Origin of the sequence: Legionella donaldsonii, from assembly GCF_900452385.1 — a bacterium.
Classification (GTDB): Bacteria; Pseudomonadota; Gammaproteobacteria; order Legionellales; family Legionellaceae; genus Tatlockia; species Tatlockia donaldsonii.
The window spans coordinates 3,400,344-3,420,696 of the sequence record NZ_UGOA01000001.1 but is presented as its reverse complement, the minus strand read 5'-3'; the positions used below and the strand labels follow the sequence as shown (position 1 = coordinate 3,420,696).

Here is a 20,353-nt window from a genome sequence, read left to right as displayed (position 1 = left end):
AAAAACTCCTCAATAGGCTAAAACAATATCACGCAAGCACAATCAAATAAAATATTGCCACTGAATGTACCAGGGGAGCAAGGGAAATACTTGCTCAGGAAATTTAAAGATTGCCTCTATCAAACCGACAACAACAAGCCAATATGAATCAAGAGCAAAATTAAATTTGGGTAAAATCAGATTTGCAAGGGCGTCAATTATACTAAGCAATGAGTAAAAGAACAGAGTTATCCACAATAACAATAAAATACCAGAATGAAAATATTAAATTGATGAAATCAGGAAATAGCGTGTGCAATAAAGACAACGACGAGGATAGATAAACAATGGCATAGCCTTCGGGATAAACTGGTTAAAAGAGAGGAATAAGTTAGGTATAACAAAATTCTCTTTTAAAAAAATGATCTTATAAAGAAGTTATTAGGCCGAATAAACAAAGCTTATCTACAACAAAAAAATATCGTAACTACTTGTATTTGCTTTAGATATAGAAAGAACCAACAGATTTTAATGACTATATAAAAGTAATAAGCTTTTAAATAAATAACTTTATAGTTATTAGTGAACAACCAAACCTTGGTTATTTTTATGCAGTCACCTCTTGCTTGACTGTAACAATCCAAACAATGATGTTAGTAATATTAGAACTAGTACTAGTAAAATAAGTGGATAACTTGGCTTGCAAGAGAAGGGCAATTAACTTATGGACACATCATCGAAAGCATATTGAGTGGTTTTTAACAGCAAAACATTTATGTAACTAATTGTATTTAAACTAAAAAACAAAACTTTCAACAGAAATTGTCCACATAAATATAAATAAAAATTCTAAAATATCTTTTTTATTAATTATTAGCAGCGCCTCAAGCAAATAAAAATCGTGCTTTATTCTTCCAACATGGTTTGACAGCCGATGTAAAGTTTTCTATCATTGCCAACCTCAAAAATTAATTAACAACAGGTTCATCATGAAACGCACTTTTCAACCAAGTAATCTGAAGCGCAAACGCGATCATGGTTTTCGTCAACGCATGGCAACCAGAGGCGGCCGCTTGGTACTAAAACGTCGTCGTGCGAAAGGACGTAAGCGTTTATCAGCCTAAGTGCACTGTTTTGGCAAAACACGTCGGTTATTAAACAAGAGCGATTATGACCACGTGTTTGAGCAGGCAAAGAAGATAGTTACCTCAGAGTTCATTATCCTATACCGTAAAAATTCTCTGGGGTACTCTAGGCTTGGGTTGGCATTATCAAAAAAAATGATACCCAAAGCACATGATAGAAATCGAATCAAACGTTTATTACGTGAAGGATTTCGAACTACTCAGTTACCTGCGATAGATATGATATTTTTGGCCAAACACGGTGTAGCAAAGGTAGAAAACAAAACAATAATTGCCAAATTAGGTACAATATGGAACAAATTAACCGCTTCATACGCAATCTAATTTGCTTGCCTATTGTTATGTACCAATTTCTATTACGTCCTATCATGAAACCCTGTTGCCGTTATTACCCGAGTTGTTCAGAGTATGCCTTAGCTGCCATCAAACATTTTGGTGTTTTAAAAGGAGGCTGGCTTACCTGTCGACGGCTACTGAAATGCCATCCTTGGTCTGTTGGTGGCTATGACCCTGTATTACCTAACAAAGAGAAGCCTTGATGGATATACGTCGTGTAGTTTTATATGCAGCGCTAGCGCTGATTGTTTACTCTCTGTGGACCAGTTGGCAGCATGATTATCCGCCAGTCCATCCCCAACAAGTAGTTAGTGAAGAGAAGGCCACAGAATCCAAAGATAGCCAATTGCTACCTAACATAGGAATCAGTAGTACTAATCAACCGGAAACAAAGGTTATTACTGGATCCGAGGAAACGATAAATGAAAACGCTGCTTCTCAGCTAGTTCGCGTTAAAACAGATGTGCTCGATTTACATATTGACACACGCTATGGTGATATTGTTAAGGCGCAATTACTGGACTACCCGGAAAGCCTTGAAGATAAAGATAATCCTATTACCTTGTTACAAAATCGTACGAGTGAACGATATGTAGCGAATAGCAGCTTGCTGACTGGCTCAGGACAGTCAGTGCAGACTGTTAATCTCAATTTAACCTCAGACAAAGAAAAATATGAATTAAAGCCAGACGCAGAAAAACTAACGGTTGTTCTTAATGGCAAAACACCGGAAGGTTTAGACGTCAAAAAAGAGTTTGTCTTTACCAGAGGAAGTTACCTAATTCAAGTCAATTACTTATTGAATAACCAGAGTAAAGACGCTTGGACTGGCTATATGAATACGCAACTCTTGCGTAGTTCACCGCAAGAGGATCAATCAAGTATCTTCCATGTTGGATCTTACACGGGGGCTTCTTACTCCAATCCTCAGCACCGTTATCAAAAGGTTACTTTTAAAGATATGACTAAAACCAATCTGGAGACAAAATCTCAAGGTGGTTGGATTGCAATGCAACAGCATTATTTCTTGAGTGCCTGGGTACCGAATGCGATCAGTAACAACTTGTTTTATACGCGCGTTGCTAATCAGGATTACACGATTGGTTCAGTCAGTGAGCCAATTGAGGTTGCGCCAGGAACAGAGAAAAAAATCGGCTCCAGTCTTTATATCGGTCCTGAAATTACCAGTGTGTTGAAAGGGATTGCTCCAGGACTTGATTTGACAGTGGATTATGGTTGGCTGTGGTTTTTGTCCTCCCTATTGTTCTCATTAATGAAAGCCATTCACTCGGTAGTCGGTAATTGGGGATGGTCCATTGTTTTAGTTACCGTATTAATTAAATTAGCCTTCTACCGCTTATCAGCCACCAGTTATAAATCAATGGCGAGTATGCGTAAGTTACAACCTAAATTACAGGCTTTGCGTGAACGTTATGGTGATGACAAGGCCAAAATGAGTCAGGCAACCATGGAGTTGTACCGTCAGGAAAAAGTTAACCCCTTAGGTGGTTGTTTGCCTATTATTATCCAGATCCCGGTTTTCATCGCCCTATATTGGGTTTTACTAGAAAGCGTTGAATTACGACAGGCGCCTTTTATTTTCTGGATTAAAGATTTAGCGGTTGCCGATCCATACCATGTATTACCCATCATTATGGGCGCTACCATGTTGATCCAGCAGCGCTTGAATCCTGCACCGCCCGATCCAATGCAAGCCAAGATAATGATGTTCTTGCCGATCCTCTTTACCGGCCTATTCTGGAATTTCCCCGCCGGTCTGGTTTTGTACTGGATAGTGAACAACGCTTTATCAATCTTGCAACAATGGTATATCACACGTAAGTACAGTGATGACAGGCCAAAGAAAACTCTGGTTTCTGCGAAGTAAATGTCATCGGATACTATCGCAGCAATTGCCACTCCTCCTGGACGCGGAGGAGTGGGTGTTATACGCCTCTCGGGTCCGCAAGCCTATTCCATCGCTTTACAATTGAATGGGAAAAAGAGTTTAACTCCCCGTATCGCAAAATATGGCTCTTTTGTTGATCGAAATGGCAATGTTCTGGATAACGGCTTGACTATTTACTTTAAAGCCCCTCATTCTTTTACCGGCGAAGATGTGGTGGAGCTGCAAGGACACGGGGCCCCTATTGTTTTGGATTCTCTACTAAAAGAATGCATTACTCTGGGAGCACGATTAGCCAAACCGGGAGAATTTTCCGAACGGGCCTTTGTGAATGATAAAATGGATTTAACTCAAGCTGAGGCGATAGCCGATCTTATTAATGCCAGCTCACAAACAGCCGCTCGCATGGCCCTAAGATCACTGCAAGGTGATTTCTCAAATAAAATCCATGAATTAAACGAAAACATAATTCACTTACGCCTTTTTGTGGAGGCCGCCATAGACTTCCCAGAAGAGGAAATTGATTTTCTTAGCGATGGTAAAGTGGCGACGATGCTGGCAGATGTTTTAGCATCACTGAAGACTATTCGTAACAGTGCATCGCAAGGTGCCATTATTCGAGAAGGTTTGTCGATTGTCATTGCTGGTCGTCCGAATGCTGGAAAGTCAACGCTTATCAATTGCCTGGCTGGCCGAGATGTGGCGATAGTAACCGATGTGGCTGGTACTACGCGTGATGTTATGCGCGAGCATATTTTGCTTGATGATATCCCTTTGCATTTGATCGATACAGCAGGTCTACGCGAAAGCGAGGATCTGGTAGAGAAAGAAGGAATTAAGCGGGCCTGGCAGGAGGTAAGTCGTGCGGATTGCTTATTGATGGTAATCGATATTAACAAGACTGATTGTAGCAGTGAGCTCAGTGAAACCATTCGCAATACCTTACCCCCCGGTGTTCCTGTGATTCAGATTTATAACAAGATTGATTCGGCGGGCCTGACTCCCAAAACAGAAGAGCAGGCTGTCTACCTTTCCGCTAAATCAGGTGCTGGCCTGGAGTTGCTAAAAGACAAAATTAAAGAGGTTGTCGGTTATCAGCCAACGGAGGGTTTATTCTTAGCTCGAAGGCGCCATTTAGATGCCTTAGATAGGGCAAAAGAGTTACTACTCGCCGGGCAGCAACAGTTGACTACGCAAAGAGCTGGCGAATTACTTGCTGAAGATTTGCGTCTTGCTCATCAGGCTTTGGGGGAAATTACAGGGGAATTTTCCTCTGATGATTTACTGGGTAGAATTTTTTCCAGTTTCTGCATCGGTAAATAAAGTTAATATTTTTTGCAAAGATGTTAATTGAGTAGGCAAAAAACCCTCAGCATCAATAAAAAATGATTATAAATCAAAATGTTATCCTTAAATGACATTCAGTAGGCAATATGAAAAAAATAAATACAAAATAGCTTGCTTTGCGAATCACACTAATGCTAAGTTTGTATTTTTAACTTATTGCACATTTTTTTGATGGATTAGATTATGGTTTCCTATTCAGCTCAATACCAATTTTTTGCTCGCGACAAACAGGGCTTTTTGACATCAGAAATTAATAGTACTGTGGATGCTCGTCGATGGGCTGAAGGGGGAGAAGATGACAAACGCCGCTACAAATTCCTGGCAGATAATAAAACATTGATTGAGCAAGAATTTAACCAATTGTATGCCAGCCTGAGAAAGAAGGCGATTGCTAATGATGGTGCTGGAAAGAAATTCTGGCTTTACTGCTATAGTTGCAGCATTATGCTGAAAAATTATTATGAAATTCATGACGGAGAAGGGAAACCTAAAGCAAAACAGTTCGCTGATTTGGCTGAAGCAATAAGAAAGCGTTGTGATAATGAAGATGACGCTAAAATTGGCCCAAAGGATGAAGGATTTTTAAATAAACTGGGCGCAGACATAGGAGCGAGTTTAAAGGAGCTTAGAGCGACCCCTTTCAGTATCTCTAAAATCGTAAGTAATGTTGGTTTTGCTAATGTAAGCCGTATTTACTGGACTTTCTGCCGACTAACCATGAAAAATTCACTTTTCCTGGCTCGTGAACTTCAATGGATAGAAAAACTGGGCAATATCCTGGGCAAAGAGATTGATGTTGATGCTATTGTTCATACCTGGGAAAAACCTAATCATATCTTTCGTGCTTTGAGCGTGGGCTTTTTCGTGGGCCGCATGATTCTTAATATGGGAGTTGCGCTTAAACATGCGCTTTCCCCAACATCAACCGATGAAGAGGCTTTAACTACCTGGCGGCGTTTCACAGATGAACTTTATGAACGTCGACTCACTTATCTAAACGATATAGTTTGGGCTACCGTTAACGGTCTCACTAATTATAACGACTATTTTGGTATTTCTAATCCTGTGGCCGGTTGGGCAACAGCAGCATTCTTGGTCTTCGACGTCTGTCTGCTTTTATATCGTCGTGAACTTGCTAAAGACGCTTATCTAACTAAAAGAGCGGAATATGAAGAAGAATGCATCTACCATGAGCAATTCCCTGATCAACAAGAGCATGTAGTGGCATTGAAAATATTACGGGAACAAATCAAACAACTTGATAACAGTTGGGAAATAGAAAGCTCCACTTATTTGTTTAATGCCACGGGCGCTTTATTATTATTGATGGGCTTTTCAGCTTCCATGTTACTGACACCGGCTGCCTTGATCGCAGGTTCCTATTTGGTATGCACCCTCGGGGTAGCAATCTACTTATCTGACGGGGCTTACAGCAACTATAAGGAAAAGAGTGTTGCTCTTCGGACAGCAGAATTAGAAAGCGCAGGCCCAAAAACGATTGGATTGGCTCAATGGGAACAGAAAACGGCGAGCGATAATTTTTATTTTACATTAGGTAAAAATGCGGTAATGCCGGCTTTGTTTATGACTACTATGGCGATCTCTTTGCCCGCTGCTTTAGTAATGACAGCGACTTACATGGTATACAGCTTGGGGAGCTCTTATCATAAACATAATCAGGATAAAGCTACGCAGCTTAGTATCAATTCTCTAGACGATGCTCCGCGAGCATTTTCCTTTACATAAGAATCCCTCTCCTGCAGCCTGCTATTCGCATAGTAGGCTGCCCATCTTCGGAAACGTTACTCCAGAGTGAATGGCTTGACCGATAAGGTGCTCGAAATCTCATGTACTTTCGTTTCCCTCTTGCACCTCTCTAGCGAGCTTCCGAAGAAGCCAATCGATAGATTGTTGTTAATAGTCGTTCGGATACATCGCATTAATTGCCGCAATGTCTTTATCGCTTAAATAATTTCTTTGGCCTATTTCGATGCCATCCATTAAAGGTTCAATCGTTCTTTTGCCGTTCTTTGAAAAAGCATAGGCCCCATAATGCATGATTGATTGGTAATCATAACTACCAAAATCTTCACCATCCGTTAAATGTTGGTCAAAGTTAAATTTATGATCCTCTTCAATATTTTCCCAAAGGATGCGAATAAATTCTGCGCGATCGGCACGGGATTGCTCATGCCATAAACCGAGAGCATGGCCAATTTCATGGACTGTATTCATAGCAGTACAACGGGTTGACAAGTTAATTTCCTGCCGTCCACCTTGCTTTCCTACATAAGAGGAACACGTTGTGCCTTCCGCTGGAACAAAAACAACATAATCCCGATAGATATGGCGATTTTTACTCGTTAATTCGACCAGTTTGATATTGGTTTTTTCTTGCCAATGGGCAATCGCCTGCAAAACAGCTAATTTATTTTTGAAAGGTAAATCTTCTGCAATTTCGTAAGGAATAATGCCGTCTGGCCACCTACTGCCACCAATTTTATGTCTTATTACCGCACGAAATCGCCGTAAATCAGTAATTTTGGCAACAAGGATATCGCCTTCAACAACAGCAAAACCATTAATTTGTTCATAAATGATAGAGCGACTGCCGACAAGGGGATCTGCAACAACAACTCGACCTAAAGTAATTGCAGAACTAAGCGAACAAGATAATAACAAAGGTAAAAAACAAATTTTAGGCAATTTTGGCATGATTAATATCCTTATTAACACAACCATACTCACATTCTATACAGATCAAAATTGATTTTTAAGTAGCTGATATTTTATCAATTAAATCTGATCAAGCTGTTCTACATAGAATGCATGTTGTGTCTTACGGTATGTAAAAAATAATCTTTATGCTTGTAAAATATGACTTCATCTGCAGCATAAACCAACTATGGTAAAGGTTTTCAATAGCATCATCTGCCATTTTCTAACATATCTAGCCCCTTTTTATAGAGTTCATTTTTAGAGATTTTTGTTAATAAACTCGCAATTTTTACTGCCTGCTTTAAAGGAAGTTCCTCAAGTAAAATTGCTAAAATTTCTTCTCCTTTTGTGTTGGCTGTAACGGTAGGTTTTGCAGGAAGAATAAGAACAAACTCACCCTTTGAGTGGTTATTGTCCATCAGTAACCAATCCTTTATTTCCTGCACCGTCCCTCTAATAAAGCGTTCAAAAACTTTAGTTAATTCTTTGGCTAGTACCATTTCATAATGTTGACCATAAACTTGCATAATATCATTAATACAATCAACAATTCGATGTGTAGATTCATAAAAAACTAAGGTATGTTCGGAATTTTGTAGCGCATTAAGCTTATTTTTTCTTGCAACCGGTTTCGCTGGAAGAAAACCAGCAAAGGTGAAACTATCACAAGGAACACCCGCAGCACTAAGTGCTGTTATTAAAGCACAGGCTCCAGGAACCGGAACAACGGGAATTTCATTTTCTTGTGCCAGCCGAACGAGCGGAAAGCCTGGGTCACTGATTAATGGCGTCCCGGCATCACTAATTAGAGCAAACGATTTTCCTTGCCGCAGGGCACTAAGAATCTGCTCACTTTTGTCATTTTCATTATGCGCATGTAATGAAAGCAAGGGTTTATGAATCCCTAAGGCATTCAGTAATTGCTGAGAATGGCGGGTATCTTCGGCCAGTATGGTATCAACCGATCTTAAAACATCCAGGGCCCGCAAACTAATGTCATCGCGATTACCAATCGGCGTGGCAACAACATAAAGAGTGCCAACAATAGTTGCTGAACTTTTTACCATAGTTTATCCTATTCCGTTCCAGCGCTTCGGACGTACCTCCATGTTACCAAATTCATTAGTATTAAAATTAGTATCGCTAATCGTTTCAGTCATTTTGCTTTCTCAATGCACGAAAGTTGCTGAAAATCAAAATACTCCGCCACGCCCTAACAAGCAATCCGCCATTCCTTATACTATGCCTGCAAGTGCATACCTTGCTTTGGCAAAAAATCAGGGCGGTGATGAGCAACAAAATCTTCTGCTCATGGCTGCCGGCCGTTTTATCTACGATGGCCAGTGGCGAGAGGGTATAAAAACGTTAGCTCAAACCAATAATTTATCACCCGAACAGACTAGTGAAAAAAATATTTTACTCGCCAAAACCGACTTGATTCGTGAACAGCCAAAAGCTGCTGTCGCCAGGCTATCAGGCGTGCGTGAAATTAACAGCTTGCCGTCTTTTTATCAAGTTCAATTTCATGAAATCCTGGCTAACGCTTATGAGTCCATAGGGAATGCCAGTGAATCGGTTATTGAACGCATTAAATTGGAACGCCTTTTAACGGATGAGGTTGCACAGGCTAATAACCGTCGTATTTTGTGGCTTACTTTGACCAAACTACCTGTTGCTGAACTGAATACCCTGGCAATCGAAGCCCAAGAAGGATCTGATTTGCAGGGATGGATGGAGTTAGCACTTATCCCACGCCAGAATTCTGCAAATGCTGAGGCTACTTATGCTCGTGTTGAACAATGGCAACAGCAATATCCTGGGCATCCTGCGAATGGTATTTTGCCCTCCCCTTTGTCTGCCGTTAAGCCTTATTTGCATCGAACACCGCGTCAAATGGCTCTCTTACTCCCACTAACCGGGCCTCTAGCTGGACCAGGCAATGCGATTCGTGATGGTTTTGTCAGCGCAGCGGAAAGTAATCCTGCTTCAGAAGCGAAAATTCGGTTATATGATACGGCGGCAGGAAATGTTGCTGATTTATATCAGCAGGCAGTAGCAGATGGTGCCGATTATGTTGTTGGTCCTCTAAGTAAAACAGATGTTGCCAGTGTTGCAGCCATGGATCACCCTGTTCCGACCCTTTTGCTGAATGATATGGAAACTGGAACTAATACGAATGCTTACCGTTTCGGGCTGTCACCTTCTAACGAGGCAAGGCAGGTTGCAGTCAAGGCACGCAAAAGAGGGTTAAGACGAGCCTTAATCATTGCTCCAAAAGGAAGTTGGGGCGACGAAATTGTTGCAGCATTTTCATCTCAGTGGCGCTCGAGTGATGGGATCATCTCTGATCAATTGAGATATGCCAATAATGAGGATTTGAATATTGCGGTACGGGATATTCTTCATATTTCTGATAGCCAGGTACGCGAAAAGAAACTTAAACAACTATTGGGCAGTAACATTCAATCAGTTCCTGCGCGACGACAAGATTTTGATATGATTTTTATGCTTGCTTACCCTTCAAAAGCACGGCAAATCATGCCTCTTCTAAAATATTATTTTGCTGGTGATGTCCCGGTTTACGCTACTTCCACCGTCTATAGTGGAAGTTTGAACATCATGAAAGATAAGGATTTGAATGGCATCATTTTCTGTGACATGCCCTGGGTCTTTGCTCATCAGTTGGGTAATAAGAACTGGCCCGAACAGCTTAACAGTTATAATCGTTTATATGCTTTAGGTATGGATAGTTATGCCTTAGCTAATCAACTGAATCAGTTATTACTCTTCCCAGCGATGGGTGTTAATGATAAAAGTGGTGCTCTTTATCTGAATCGGGCACAGCAGGTTGCAAGAATTCCTGCCTGGGGACAATTTAGAAATGGGGTAGCTGTGGCGATGGCCGACTAATACAGGCGTATAGGTAAGACAATGTCGCAAAGGATTGGGTATATCGAAGAACAGCAGGCACGGATGCATCTTTCTGCTCAGGGATTGAAATGGGTGGCGAGTAACTACCGCTGTCGCTGGGGAGAAATAGATTTAATAATGCGAGAAGGTGCTTATCTTGTTTTTATCGAAGTGCGTGCTCGTGCCTCACTTTCATTTGGAGGTGCTGCAGCCAGCGTGACTTACAGCAAACAGCAAAAACTTTTAAAAACGGCTACCCATTATTTACTTACAAATAAAATTAATGAAACACAACCCACACGGTTTGATGTACTGACTTTAGATGGCAAGCCTGCAAAAATTGGGTGGATAAAGAATGCTTTTGGTGTGGGCTTTTAAAATAATACAAATAAATTGGGAAATGAAAGATGACACAGATGGAAGACAGAGTTAGGCAACTCTTTGGTATTAGCATCGAAGGGAAAATAGCTGTTGCTGATACGATGTCTGCGCTAATAGCCAAGGCAGGATTACGCTTGGTTAACTGCCTTCTTAATGATGGGAAAATATTGTTGTGTGGCAATGGTGGTTCAGCTGCAAATTGTTTGCATTTTTCTGCTGCCATGCTCAATCATTTCGAAGTAGAACGGCCTCCTTTACCTGTTATTGCTTTGAGTACAGATATGGCCTCGCTAACATCCGTTTCCAATGATCATCATTATGATCAGATTTTTGCTCGCCAGATCCATGCATTAGGGCAGGAAAAAGATGTCTTACTTGCGCTTTCAACGTCAGGTAATTCGGATAGTATTTTGCATGCTGTCAATGCAGCAAATGATCGTGGGATGGATACCATTGCTTTAAGCGGGCGAGATGGTGGGGTTCTTGCTAACCACCTCGGACCTGAAGATATCGAACTAAGGGTGCAGGCCGATAGTGCAGCACGTATTCGTGAAACACACTTATTCATCTTGCATTGTTTTTGTGATTTGATAGATCAATCGTTGTTTGGTCAAATGTTGGGGTAAGTTATGAAGATTCGCTCAATAATTTTTTTACTCGTTAGTTCATTGCTGACAGGCTGCGTCGCAGCAGTGGTAGCCGGCGCTGCCGCTGGTCTTGTGGTTTATGATCGCCGCAGCGTTGTTACCTTAGAAAGTGATGCCCGTATTTTTCATAAGGTTCATACTGCTATAGTTACCGATCCTCGTTTTCGTGATTCACGCATTCTAGTAAGCAGCTTTAACGGTGTTGTATTGCTTGTTGGACAAACACCAACTGCCTCACTAAGAGTGGTAGCGGAAAAAATCGCGCAAAATACACCGAATGTGAGAAGAGTCTACGATGAGATTTCGGTTGATTATCCCCTGCCTATAAGTCAACGAACAAAGGACACCTGGATAACTAGTCAGGTACGTAGCTTAATGTTAACCAAGAAAGGTTTGGAGTCTGGCTCCATTCGTATTGTGACCGAAAACGCTGTTGTTTACTTAATGGGAATTGCTACTCGCGAGCAAGCCAATTTGGCGGTCAGTGTTGCCAGGCAGGTACAAGGTGTTCGTAAAGTGGTTAAAGTCTTCCAATATATTGTCTAGGAACTATGAGAAAACAGGGATGTTTTGCTGTCATTTTTTTAAGCTGCAGTCTTTTGACTGGTTGTCTTGGTGGCGTATGGACCGGGGCTACTTTGGTTTATGACCGCCATAATGTTTATAAAAAACTCAGTGATTATGAGCTTTCTGCAGAAGCACATCGAGTCTTGTATGAGGACAACGTTTTTAAAACAGAGGGTTGCGCAATCGACCTGGCCGTTTTTAATGGCGATATTCTGTTAGCAGGTCATGTTCCCAGCCTGGAACTGCGGGAGACAGCGATTAAACGGATATCGGCACTATCGGGTTATCGTCGTCTGTTTAACCAAATGGATATTAGCCAACAACCAAGTAACACCTTAGAGGATAGCTGGATCACAACTAAAGTTCGCAGCCAGATTTTTGCTGACTCAGCGATTGATCCAAATGCGTTTAAGGTGATTACTTCTGATCGTATTGTTTACCTAATGGGAGATGTGAGGCCAGCTCAAGCCGCTGTTGTAATCAATATTGCCAGGAATACTGCCGGGGTTGAGCGAGTTGTTAAATTACTCAAATACTACAATTTAAGCGGGAAGCCTGTAAAAGATGTCTAATCTGCATTAAAAGAGTGTGGCCTGAGTAGACTCAAGCCACTGTGCGCAGTTCCAAACCAGGAAGTGGCTAACCTGGAGGATACCATTACTTTATCAATGGATGCGACCTTTATCCAGTCGTTTACGAATTTTTCTTAATTTAAAAGCACGCAACAATCCCGTCGATGAATTTGCTTCGTCCTCTTTGCTATGTCCGTTCATTAGTTGTACAGGGTGAGATTTACAATGTTTTCTATAGGGGTTATGGTTTTTATCATGTTTGTGGTGAAGTTCATCACCGTACCGATTGAGCATTTTTTCCCGCATACTGGCAGCGGTGCGTTGTTGCTTTTCTGACATATCATAATTCCTTACTTCGAGGTAAACACTGTTGGTGTAAATATTAAGTACACCTATTATAAAATATAATCAATATATGCCTAATATTCCAGCGCAGCACGCAGTTAGGTCGATTACAGATTAGTTACACCAAAAAAAACACCTGGATTTTAAATAATTAATAAGATCAATAAAAATTCAATTTCGAAACTAATTGATTTAGCAAAAAAAACAGCAAATAGAGACTTAACTTGCTGCTGATGTTTGCTTATCCAGCTTGATTACTTTATAATTCGCGCGTTGAAAGATGGGTGAAAATGTGAAAGATAGGCGGAGCGTACGAGGCGTGATAGGCTTGATGGGAGCTCAGCTGGCTACCAGTGTAATAATAGCATTGGCTTTTCTGCTGACTTTCGGAACAAAAGAAGCGATATCCGCAATATTAGGAGGACTGGTAGCAGTCATACCTTCTATCTTGTTCGCAAGAAAACTGTTTCGCTACCAGGGCGCCAGAGCGGCTCGACAAATAGTCAAAAGCTTCTATATTGGTGAGGCGTTGAAAATATTGTCGTCTGTTATCCTGTTTACGCTGGTGTTTGTCCTGTTTAAAGTAGCCCCTCTTGCGTTTTTTTTCACTTACATTATGGTGTTGATGAACCATTGGTTCGCACCACTGATTTTTGCTAACAAACAAAATAGGCCAGAAAGTGACTGAAATGGTATCAAGCACCCAATATATCAAACATCATTTAACGTATCTCACCTTTAACCTCAAAACGATGAGTTTTGGTTCGGGTGGTTTTTGGACGGTCAACCTCGATACACTGTTTTTCTCTGTTGTATCAGGGGTTTTTATTCTGGCGTTGCTATACATTGGCGCACGTAGGGTAACGACAGGGGTTCCCGGCAAGTTACAGAATTTTGCTGAATTAATGCTCGAATTTGCTGATAATCAGGTTAAAGACTGTTTCCACGGAAAAAATAAATTAATCGGACCCTTGGCGCTGACGATTTTTGTTTGGGTTTTTCTGATGAATTTTATGGATATTGTTCCCGTTGATGTGCTGCCTATTCTGGCTCAATCAGTGGGTATTCATTATCTAAAGGTCGTACCTACGAACGATCTGAATCTAACTTTTGCCATGTCGATATCCGTTTTCATGCTGATTATTTTCTATAGTGTGAAAATCAAGGGTGTCAAAGGTTTCGCAAAGGAATTAGCCTTACAGCCTTTTAATCATCCCGCATTTATTCCTTTCAACTTGTTGTTGGAATTGGTGGGATTGATTGCTAAACCGATTTCGCTTGCACTGCGTCTATTCGGAAACTTATATGCTGGTGAATTGATCTTTATTCTGATAGCCTTGCTAACCTTGAATGCAACTGTAACCTCATTGGCTGGAACAGTTACTTTGGGCGTAGCACAGTTTTTATTAGCTTTGGCCTGGTCAATATTCCACATTTTGGTGATCACGTTGCAAGCGTTTATTTTTATGGTACTGACTATTGTTTATCTCAGTCTGGCCCATGAAGACCATTAATCATTTTTTAATTTAAACAATTGTCCATTAAGGGGATTTATATGCAAGCTGCAAGTTTGATAGCACAAGTTCAAGGTATGACTGTTATCGCAGTCGCACTGCTGATAGGTTTAGGTGCTTTAGGTACCGCGATTGGGTTTGGTTTATTGGGTGGAAAATTCCTTGAAGGTTCTGCACGCCAACCTGAAATGGTTCCTATGTTACAGGTAAAAATGTTTATTGTTGCAGGCTTACTTGATGCGGTAACAATGATTGGTGTGGGTATTGCGTTGTTCTTCACTTTCGCTAACCCCTTCCTCAGCAATTTAGGTTCTTGATAACACTAAATGGGGGCGATTTTACGCCCCAAATGCTACAGGAGAAATTACCTTGGATATAAATTTGACCTTGATTGTTCAAATGTTGGTTTTTGTCGCGTTTGTCTGGTTTACCATGAAATTTGTTTGGCCACCGTTGGCTAAAGCAATGGAAGAGCGTCAAGACAAAATCGCTGACGGCTTATCCTCTGCAGAGCGTGGCCGTAAAGAATTGGAACTGGCTCAACATCGTGTCCGTGATGAATTAAAACAAGCTAAATCACAAGCTTCAGAAATTATTGAGAAAGCAAATCACCGTGCTGCTCAACTCATTGAAGAAGCGAAAGAAGAAGCGAAACTGGAAGCACAAAAACAGGCCAAAATAGCACATGAGCAATTACTGCAAGAGATAAACCGTGCAAAAGAGAACTTGCGTAAGCAAGTCGCTCAGTTGGCAGTCGCTGGTGCTGAAAAGATTCTTATGCGTGAAATCGATAAACAAGCGAATAGCGCGTTATTGGATAACCTGATTAAAGAGATTTAACATGGCAGATACCACAACGATCGCTAGACCTTACGCAAAAGCAATTTTTGAGCACGCGCTGGCTGTCAAAAAACTTAGCCGATGGTCTGAGATACTGCATAGTTTGGCAATATCGGTGTTGGATGATAAAGCAATGCAATTTATTACCAATCCTGCAGTAACAGAAAAACAACAGACAGAACTATTAATGATTCCTTTTGCAAAAGCTAGCGATAAAGAAGCAACAGCAATAGAAAGTCTGATAGCCTTGTTGGCTTATAATAAGCGCTTAATGCTATTGCCTGATATTAAAGTGTTGTTTGAGGTATTGCGTGCGGAGCAAGAAAAAACGCTGGTAGTCAAAGTTCATAGCTTTTCAGAACTTTCAACTGAGCAACAACAGCATTTAATCAGTTCACTTAGCCAACGGCTACAACGCCAGGTCACGCTTGATGTTAATGTTGACCAATCACTGCTGGGCGGTGCGGTTATTCAAGCTGGCGATTTAATTATTGATGGCTCGGTGCGAGGCAAATTAAGTAAGCTTATCACCGATTTAGCCGCCTAGAGAGAGGATAGATTTCATGACAGAACAAGTAGCGTTAAACCCATCTGAAATCAGTGAATTAATCAGAAAGAAGATTGAAGAATTCAACGTTGTTTCCGAAGCACGAAATGTAGGAACCATTGTTAGCCTGAAGGATGGTATTGTTCGCCTCCACGGCCTTGCCGACGTTATGCAAGGGGAAATGATTGAATTCCCTGGCGGAGTCTATGGTTTGGCATTGAACTTGGAGCGCGATTCAGTCGGTGCGGTAATCTTAGGTGATTACTCAAGCCTGTCTGAAGGCCAAAAAGGAAAGTGTACTGGTCGTATTCTTGAAGTTCCTGTAGGTAAAAGTCTCCTTGGACGTGTCGTCGATGCACTTGGTAACCCAATTGACGGTAAAGGACCTCTTGAATCCACCAAGATGTCTCCCATTGAAAAAGTGGCTCCTGGTGTAATTGCTCGTCAATCAGTTGATCAGCCAGTACAAACCGGCTTGAAAGCTGTTGATGCGATGATTCCAGTCGGACGTGGTCAGCGTGAATTGATTATTGGTGACCGCCAAACTGGAAAAACAGCTATCGCTATTGATGCGATCATTAACCAGAAGGGCACTGGAGTTAAATGTATCTATGTAGCCGTTGGCCAAAAAGCATCTTCAGTCGCAGCCATTGTGCGCAAGCTGGAAGAGCATGGTGCTATGGAGCATACCATTGTGGTCGTTGCCGGCGCTTCTGATTCGGCTGCCCTCCAGTTTATAGCTCCCTACGCCGGTTGCACCATGGGTGAATATTTCATGGAGCGCGGCGAAGATGCTCTAATTGTTTATGACGATTTAACCAAGCAAGCATGGGCATACCGACAAATATCCTTGTTACTCCGCCGCCCACCAGGACGCGAAGCTTACCCTGGGGATATTTTCTATCTGCACTCACGTTTACTTGAGCGCGCAGCAAGAATCAACGCGAAGGAAGTCGAGAAATTGACCAATGGTGAAGTAAAAGGCAAAACGGGTTCACTTACCGCGTTGCCAATTATTGAAACGCAAGCAGGTGACGTATCTGCATTCGTACCAACCAACGTGATTTCCATTACAGATGGACAGATTTTCCTTGATGTCGATCTATTCAACTCTGGCGTCCGTCCTGCAATCAACTCCGGTTTATCGGTATCCCGGGTTGGTGGTGCAGCACAGACAAAGATCATGAAAAAGCTGGGTGGTGGTACGCGTTTAGCCCTTGCACAATTCCGTGAGTTGGAGGCATTCTCACAATTTGCTTCTGATTTGGATGATGCAACACGTAAGCAACTGGAGCGTGGACAACGTATTACTGAGTTAATGAAGCAAAAGCAATACTCACCCCACTCCGTAGCCGAAATGGCTGTGTCTCTTTTTGCCGTAGAGAAAGGCTATCTGGATGATGTTCCGGTTACCGAGGTTAGTGCATTTGAATCAGCATTACATGGCTTTATGCAAGCTTCACATGCGGCACTTTTGCACAAGATCAATGAATCTGGTGCTTATGATGGTGATATTGAATCCCAATTAAAGGCAGCTGTCGAAGACTTCAAACGCACTGGTAGCTGGTAAATTGACTAGCCACCTTTACCAAGTAGAGGTGGCTTAATTGATTACGCAGGTTTTTCTAGCAAAAAATCTGTTAATTAAAGGCGAAGCAAGATATGGCTGGAGCGAAAGAGATCCGTACAAAAATTGCGAGTATTAAAAACACGCAAAAAATAACTCGCGCGATGGAAATGGTTGCCGCAAGTAAAATGCGCAAAACGCAGGATAGAATGCGAGCATCCAAGCCCTATGCAAACAAAATATATAAAGTTGTTAGACATCTGGCTCGCGCGACATCTGAATATAGGCATCCATTTATGACAGTGCGTGACATTAAGCGTATTGGTGTCATTGTCGTAACGACGGATAGAGGTTTGTGTGGTGGTTTGAATGCAAATTTACTGCGCGAAACAATACGCCACATGCGCCAGTGGCAGCATGAAGGCAAAGAAATCGATGTTTGCGTTATTGGCAGGAAAGGGCAAGCCTTTTTCAAACGGGTTGGTGGAAATATTATTGCTTCTATTGATCAACTGGGTGATAAACCTAGCGTAAAAGATTTAATTGGCGTGGTAAAAGTCATGCTGGACGCCTTTGATAAGGGTGAAATAGATGCTTTGCATATTGCGTATAATGAATTTGTTAATACCATGACGCAAAAACCAACCATTAAACAGCTTTTACCCTTACCTGCTTCTGAAGAAGATAGTAAAGAGCTTGGCCATCATTGGGATTATATTTACGAACCAGATGCCAAGGAATTATTAGACGCCTTGTTGGAGCGTTACATTGAGTTGCAGGTTTATCAGGCGGTTGTGGAAAACATTGCCTGTGAGCAAGCTGCAAAAATGATTGCAATGAAGAGTGCAACTGATAATGCAGGTGAGTTAATCAAAGAATTTCAATTGGCGTATAACAAAGCCCGACAAGCTGCCATTACTCAGGAATTGGCAGAGATTGTTGGTGGTGCGGACGCTTTATAAGAGGGCATATGATGAGTTTAGGAACTGTAGTTGAAGTTATTGGCGCGGTTGTCGACGTTGAGTTTCCTCGTGATAACGTTCCCAAAGTTAACGATGCGTTAAAACTCGTTGAAGGGGATCTGGTATTTGAGGTGCAACAGCAATTAGGTGATGGTGTTGTTCGTACTATTGCCATGGGTACCACTGATGGTTTGAAACGCGGAGTTCAGGCTAAAAATACTGGCGAACCAATTCAAGTGCCTGTCGGTAAGAAAACCCTCGGTCGTATTATGGATGTTCTGGGACGTCCAGTCGATGAAGCTGGTCCTATCGATGCTGATGAGCATTGGGCAATTCATCGTAAGGCACCAAGCTATGAAGAACAAGCTGGTAGCCAGGAATTGTTGGAAACCGGTATTAAAGTGATTGATTTGTTATGTCCTTTTGCCAAGGGTGGTAAAGTGGGCTTGTTCGGTGGCGCCGGTGTAGGTAAAACCGTTAACATGATGGAGTTGATTCGTAACATCGCTATTGAGCACAGTGGTTATTCTGTATTTGCCGGTGTGGGCGAGCGTACTCGTGAAGGTAACGACTTCTATCATGAGATGAAAGATTCGAATGTTCTGGATAAAGTATCATTGGTTTATGGACAAATGAATGAGCCACCAGGAAACCGTTTACGTGTAGCTTTGACTGGTTTGACCATGGCGGAAAAATTCCGTGATGAAGGACGCGATGTTCTGTTATTTATCGATAACATTTATCGTTATACGCTTGCCGGGGTTGAAGTATCTGCATTACTTGGTCGGATGCCTTCTGCAGTGGGCTACCAACCAACGCTGGCTGAGGAAATGGGTATGCTGCAAGAGCGTATCACGTCCACCAAGACAGGTTCCATTACTTCTATTCAAGCGGTCTATGTTCCTGCGGATGACTTGACAGATCCTTCACCTGCAACCACCTTCGCGCATTTGGATGCGACAGTCGTTTTGTCTCGTCAAATCGCCGAGTTGGGAATTTATCCCGCAGTAGATCCACTAGACTCTACTTCACGCCAATTGGATCCATTGATTGTTGGTCAAGAGCATTATGATACTGCTCGTCGGGTTCAACAAACATTACAGCGGTACAAGGAACTGAAAGATATTATTGCAATTTTAGGTATGGATGAGTTGTCTGAGGAAGACAAGCGTGTTGTTTCCCGTGCCCGTAAAATTCAGCGTTTCCTTTCCCAACCGTTTTTCGTTGCTGAAGTATTCACTGGTTCTCCCGGTAAGTACGTATCACTAAAAGATACTATCAAAGGATTCCAAGGTATTTTGGCTGGCGAGTACGATGATTTGCCTGAACAGGCATTTTACATGGTTGGTAGCATCGAGGAAGCTGTTGCTAAAGCGAAAACCCTATGAGGCAAACAAACATGGCAAGAACAACGCACTTGGATATCGTTAGTGCTGAGCAGGAAATTTTTTCGGGTGTCGTCGAAATGGTTATCGCCACAGGCGAATTGGGTGAGATCGGAGTTGTTCCTGGTCACGCCCCTTTATTAACCGTGCTTAAACCTGGAGAAATTCGTGTTACACGCCAAGGCGGCGCACAGGAAATCTATTATGTTTCTGGTGGTATGCTCGAGGTTCAGCCTCATTATGTAACCGTGTTGGCTGATACAGTAGAGCGTGCGGAAGAAATAGATGAAGCTGCTGCACTGGCTGCAAAAGCACGCGCCGAAGAGGCGATTGCTAATAAAGGCGCGGAGCTGGATTATTCTAGAGCAGCGTCAGAATTGGCTCGTGCGGTTGCACAGATACGTGCTATTCAAAAACTACGCAAGAAAACTAAATAACCGTTCATTCAGATTTTTTGTCATTCCCACAGGTAAGAAGCTCATGAGATTGAGCCAAACCAAAACTAACTTCGCTGTTGAGGTTAGTTTTGGTTGGCTGATTGGCTAACTTTTTAAATTGATCAATTAATCCTCCTGGGCGTTTACTGTATAGGTTTTTTGTATTTGTTTACAAAAAGTTATCCATTTAATTCACAAAGTTATCCACAGGTTGGACATGGCCTGGAAGAAAATATCTTATTTAAATC

Annotated in this window: 23 protein-coding genes; 20 read left to right on the top strand and 3 right to left on the bottom strand. The window is 41.9% G+C overall.

The window, feature by feature from the left end; all coding sequences use genetic code 11:
• The first annotated feature begins 968 nt into the window (after positions 1-968).
• The 6 genes from rpmH (at position 969) to DYC89_RS15460 (ending at position 6,459) form a co-directional block, all read left to right on the top strand.
• Positions 969-1,103, top strand: a complete 135-nt coding sequence (rpmH, locus tag DYC89_RS15485) for a 50S ribosomal protein L34 (RefSeq protein ID WP_019215662.1) — start codon at positions 969-971, stop codon at positions 1,101-1,103.
• Positions 1,104-1,448 carry a ribonuclease P protein component gene (gene rnpA, locus DYC89_RS15480; RefSeq protein WP_115222596.1) on the top strand — a complete coding sequence of 115 codons (345 nt, stop codon included), beginning with the start codon at positions 1,104-1,106 and terminating at the stop codon, positions 1,446-1,448. It abuts the gene before it with no gap.
• Complete coding sequence (gene yidD / locus DYC89_RS15475) at positions 1,415-1,663, top strand: membrane protein insertion efficiency factor YidD (RefSeq protein ID WP_082646613.1); 249 nt, start codon at positions 1,415-1,417, stop codon at positions 1,661-1,663. Before rnpA ends, yidD begins: the two co-directional genes overlap by 34 nt.
• Positions 1,663-3,348, top strand: a complete 1,686-nt coding sequence (yidC, locus tag DYC89_RS15470; protein ID WP_115222595.1) for a membrane protein insertase YidC — start codon at positions 1,663-1,665, stop codon at positions 3,346-3,348. The genes yidD and yidC overlap by 1 nt, the downstream gene beginning before the upstream one ends.
• Positions 3,349-4,689 (top strand): tRNA uridine-5-carboxymethylaminomethyl(34) synthesis GTPase MnmE, encoded by a 1,341-nt coding sequence (gene mnmE, locus DYC89_RS15465; RefSeq protein ID WP_115222594.1) that lies wholly within the window; start codon positions 3,349-3,351, stop codon positions 4,687-4,689.
• 207 nt (positions 4,690-4,896) lie between these two features.
• Positions 4,897-6,459, top strand: a complete 1,563-nt coding sequence (locus DYC89_RS15460; protein WP_115222593.1) for a hypothetical protein — start codon at positions 4,897-4,899, stop codon at positions 6,457-6,459.
• Between the two features lie 168 nt (positions 6,460-6,627).
• Here DYC89_RS15460 and legP read toward each other — a convergent pair whose 3' ends face one another.
• Together legP and rsmI are read right to left on the bottom strand one after the other, a co-directional pair.
• Positions 6,628-7,428, bottom strand: coding sequence for a Dot/Icm T4SS effector Zinc-dependent metalloprotease LegP (gene legP / locus DYC89_RS15455; protein ID WP_115222592.1), 801 nt, complete (start codon positions 7,426-7,428; stop codon positions 6,628-6,630).
• Positions 7,429-7,640: 212 nt separating this feature from the next.
• A complete protein-coding gene (gene rsmI, locus DYC89_RS15450) occupies positions 7,641-8,498 on the bottom strand; it encodes a 16S rRNA (cytidine(1402)-2'-O)-methyltransferase (protein ID WP_115222591.1) in 858 nt (285 codons plus the stop codon).
• A 40-nt stretch (positions 8,499-8,538) separates the two neighbouring features.
• Here rsmI and DYC89_RS15445 point away from each other — a divergent pair, with 40 nt between their 5' ends.
• From DYC89_RS15445 to DYC89_RS15425, 5 genes are read left to right on the top strand one after another with little or no spacing between them, the layout of a single operon-like run.
• Entirely contained in the window at positions 8,539-10,341 is a 1,803-nt protein-coding gene (locus DYC89_RS15445; RefSeq protein ID WP_115222590.1) for a penicillin-binding protein activator, read from the top strand.
• A 21-nt stretch (positions 10,342-10,362) separates the two neighbouring features.
• Positions 10,363-10,719: a YraN family protein gene (locus DYC89_RS15440; protein WP_115222589.1), complete on the top strand. Its 357-nt coding sequence runs from the start codon at positions 10,363-10,365 to the stop codon at positions 10,717-10,719.
• A 29-nt stretch (positions 10,720-10,748) separates the two neighbouring features.
• Positions 10,749-11,348, top strand: a complete 600-nt coding sequence (locus DYC89_RS15435) for a D-sedoheptulose-7-phosphate isomerase (RefSeq protein ID WP_058445979.1) — start codon at positions 10,749-10,751, stop codon at positions 11,346-11,348.
• A 3-nt stretch (positions 11,349-11,351) separates the two neighbouring features.
• The gene (locus tag DYC89_RS15430; RefSeq protein WP_115222588.1) at positions 11,352-11,915 is read left to right on the top strand and encodes a BON domain-containing protein; all 564 of its coding nucleotides are present in this window, start codon (positions 11,352-11,354) and stop codon (positions 11,913-11,915) included.
• Between the two features lie 5 nt (positions 11,916-11,920).
• Positions 11,921-12,508 carry a BON domain-containing protein gene (locus DYC89_RS15425; protein ID WP_115222587.1) on the top strand — a complete coding sequence of 196 codons (588 nt, stop codon included), beginning with the start codon at positions 11,921-11,923 and terminating at the stop codon, positions 12,506-12,508.
• A gap of 93 nt (positions 12,509-12,601) precedes the next feature.
• Here DYC89_RS15425 and DYC89_RS15420 read toward each other — a convergent pair whose 3' ends face one another.
• Positions 12,602-12,847 (bottom strand): hypothetical protein, encoded by a 246-nt coding sequence (locus tag DYC89_RS15420; RefSeq protein WP_115222586.1) that lies wholly within the window; start codon positions 12,845-12,847, stop codon positions 12,602-12,604.
• A gap of 298 nt (positions 12,848-13,145) precedes the next feature.
• Between DYC89_RS15420 and DYC89_RS15415 the strand changes: the two genes are divergently transcribed.
• The 9 genes from DYC89_RS15415 to DYC89_RS15375 all read left to right on the top strand — a co-directional run bounded on the left by DYC89_RS15415 (position 13,146) and on the right by DYC89_RS15375 (position 20,105).
• Positions 13,146-13,541 (top strand): F0F1 ATP synthase subunit I, encoded by a 396-nt coding sequence (locus tag DYC89_RS15415; RefSeq protein ID WP_181879432.1) that lies wholly within the window; start codon positions 13,146-13,148, stop codon positions 13,539-13,541.
• Between the two features lies 1 nt (position 13,542).
• Complete coding sequence (atpB, locus tag DYC89_RS15410) at positions 13,543-14,367, top strand: F0F1 ATP synthase subunit A (protein WP_115222585.1); 825 nt, start codon at positions 13,543-13,545, stop codon at positions 14,365-14,367.
• A 41-nt stretch (positions 14,368-14,408) separates the two neighbouring features.
• Entirely contained in the window at positions 14,409-14,684 is a 276-nt protein-coding gene (gene atpE, locus DYC89_RS15405) for a F0F1 ATP synthase subunit C (protein ID WP_058445973.1), read from the top strand.
• 52 nt (positions 14,685-14,736) lie between these two features.
• Complete coding sequence (locus DYC89_RS15400) at positions 14,737-15,207, top strand: F0F1 ATP synthase subunit B (RefSeq protein ID WP_058445972.1); 471 nt, start codon at positions 14,737-14,739, stop codon at positions 15,205-15,207.
• Position 15,208: 1 nt separating this feature from the next.
• Positions 15,209-15,754: a F0F1 ATP synthase subunit delta gene (locus DYC89_RS15395; protein ID WP_115222584.1), complete on the top strand. Its 546-nt coding sequence runs from the start codon at positions 15,209-15,211 to the stop codon at positions 15,752-15,754.
• A 16-nt stretch (positions 15,755-15,770) separates the two neighbouring features.
• Positions 15,771-17,324, top strand: coding sequence for a F0F1 ATP synthase subunit alpha (gene atpA / locus DYC89_RS15390; protein ID WP_115222583.1), 1,554 nt, complete (start codon positions 15,771-15,773; stop codon positions 17,322-17,324).
• Between the two features lie 92 nt (positions 17,325-17,416).
• Positions 17,417-18,283, top strand: coding sequence for a F0F1 ATP synthase subunit gamma (atpG, locus tag DYC89_RS15385; RefSeq protein ID WP_115222582.1), 867 nt, complete (start codon positions 17,417-17,419; stop codon positions 18,281-18,283).
• An 11-nt stretch (positions 18,284-18,294) separates the two neighbouring features.
• Positions 18,295-19,671 carry a F0F1 ATP synthase subunit beta gene (atpD, locus tag DYC89_RS15380; RefSeq protein WP_115222800.1) on the top strand — a complete coding sequence of 459 codons (1,377 nt, stop codon included), beginning with the start codon at positions 18,295-18,297 and terminating at the stop codon, positions 19,669-19,671.
• A gap of 11 nt (positions 19,672-19,682) precedes the next feature.
• Positions 19,683-20,105, top strand: a complete 423-nt coding sequence (locus DYC89_RS15375; protein ID WP_115222799.1) for a F0F1 ATP synthase subunit epsilon — start codon at positions 19,683-19,685, stop codon at positions 20,103-20,105.
• Positions 20,106-20,353 lie beyond the last annotated feature (248 nt).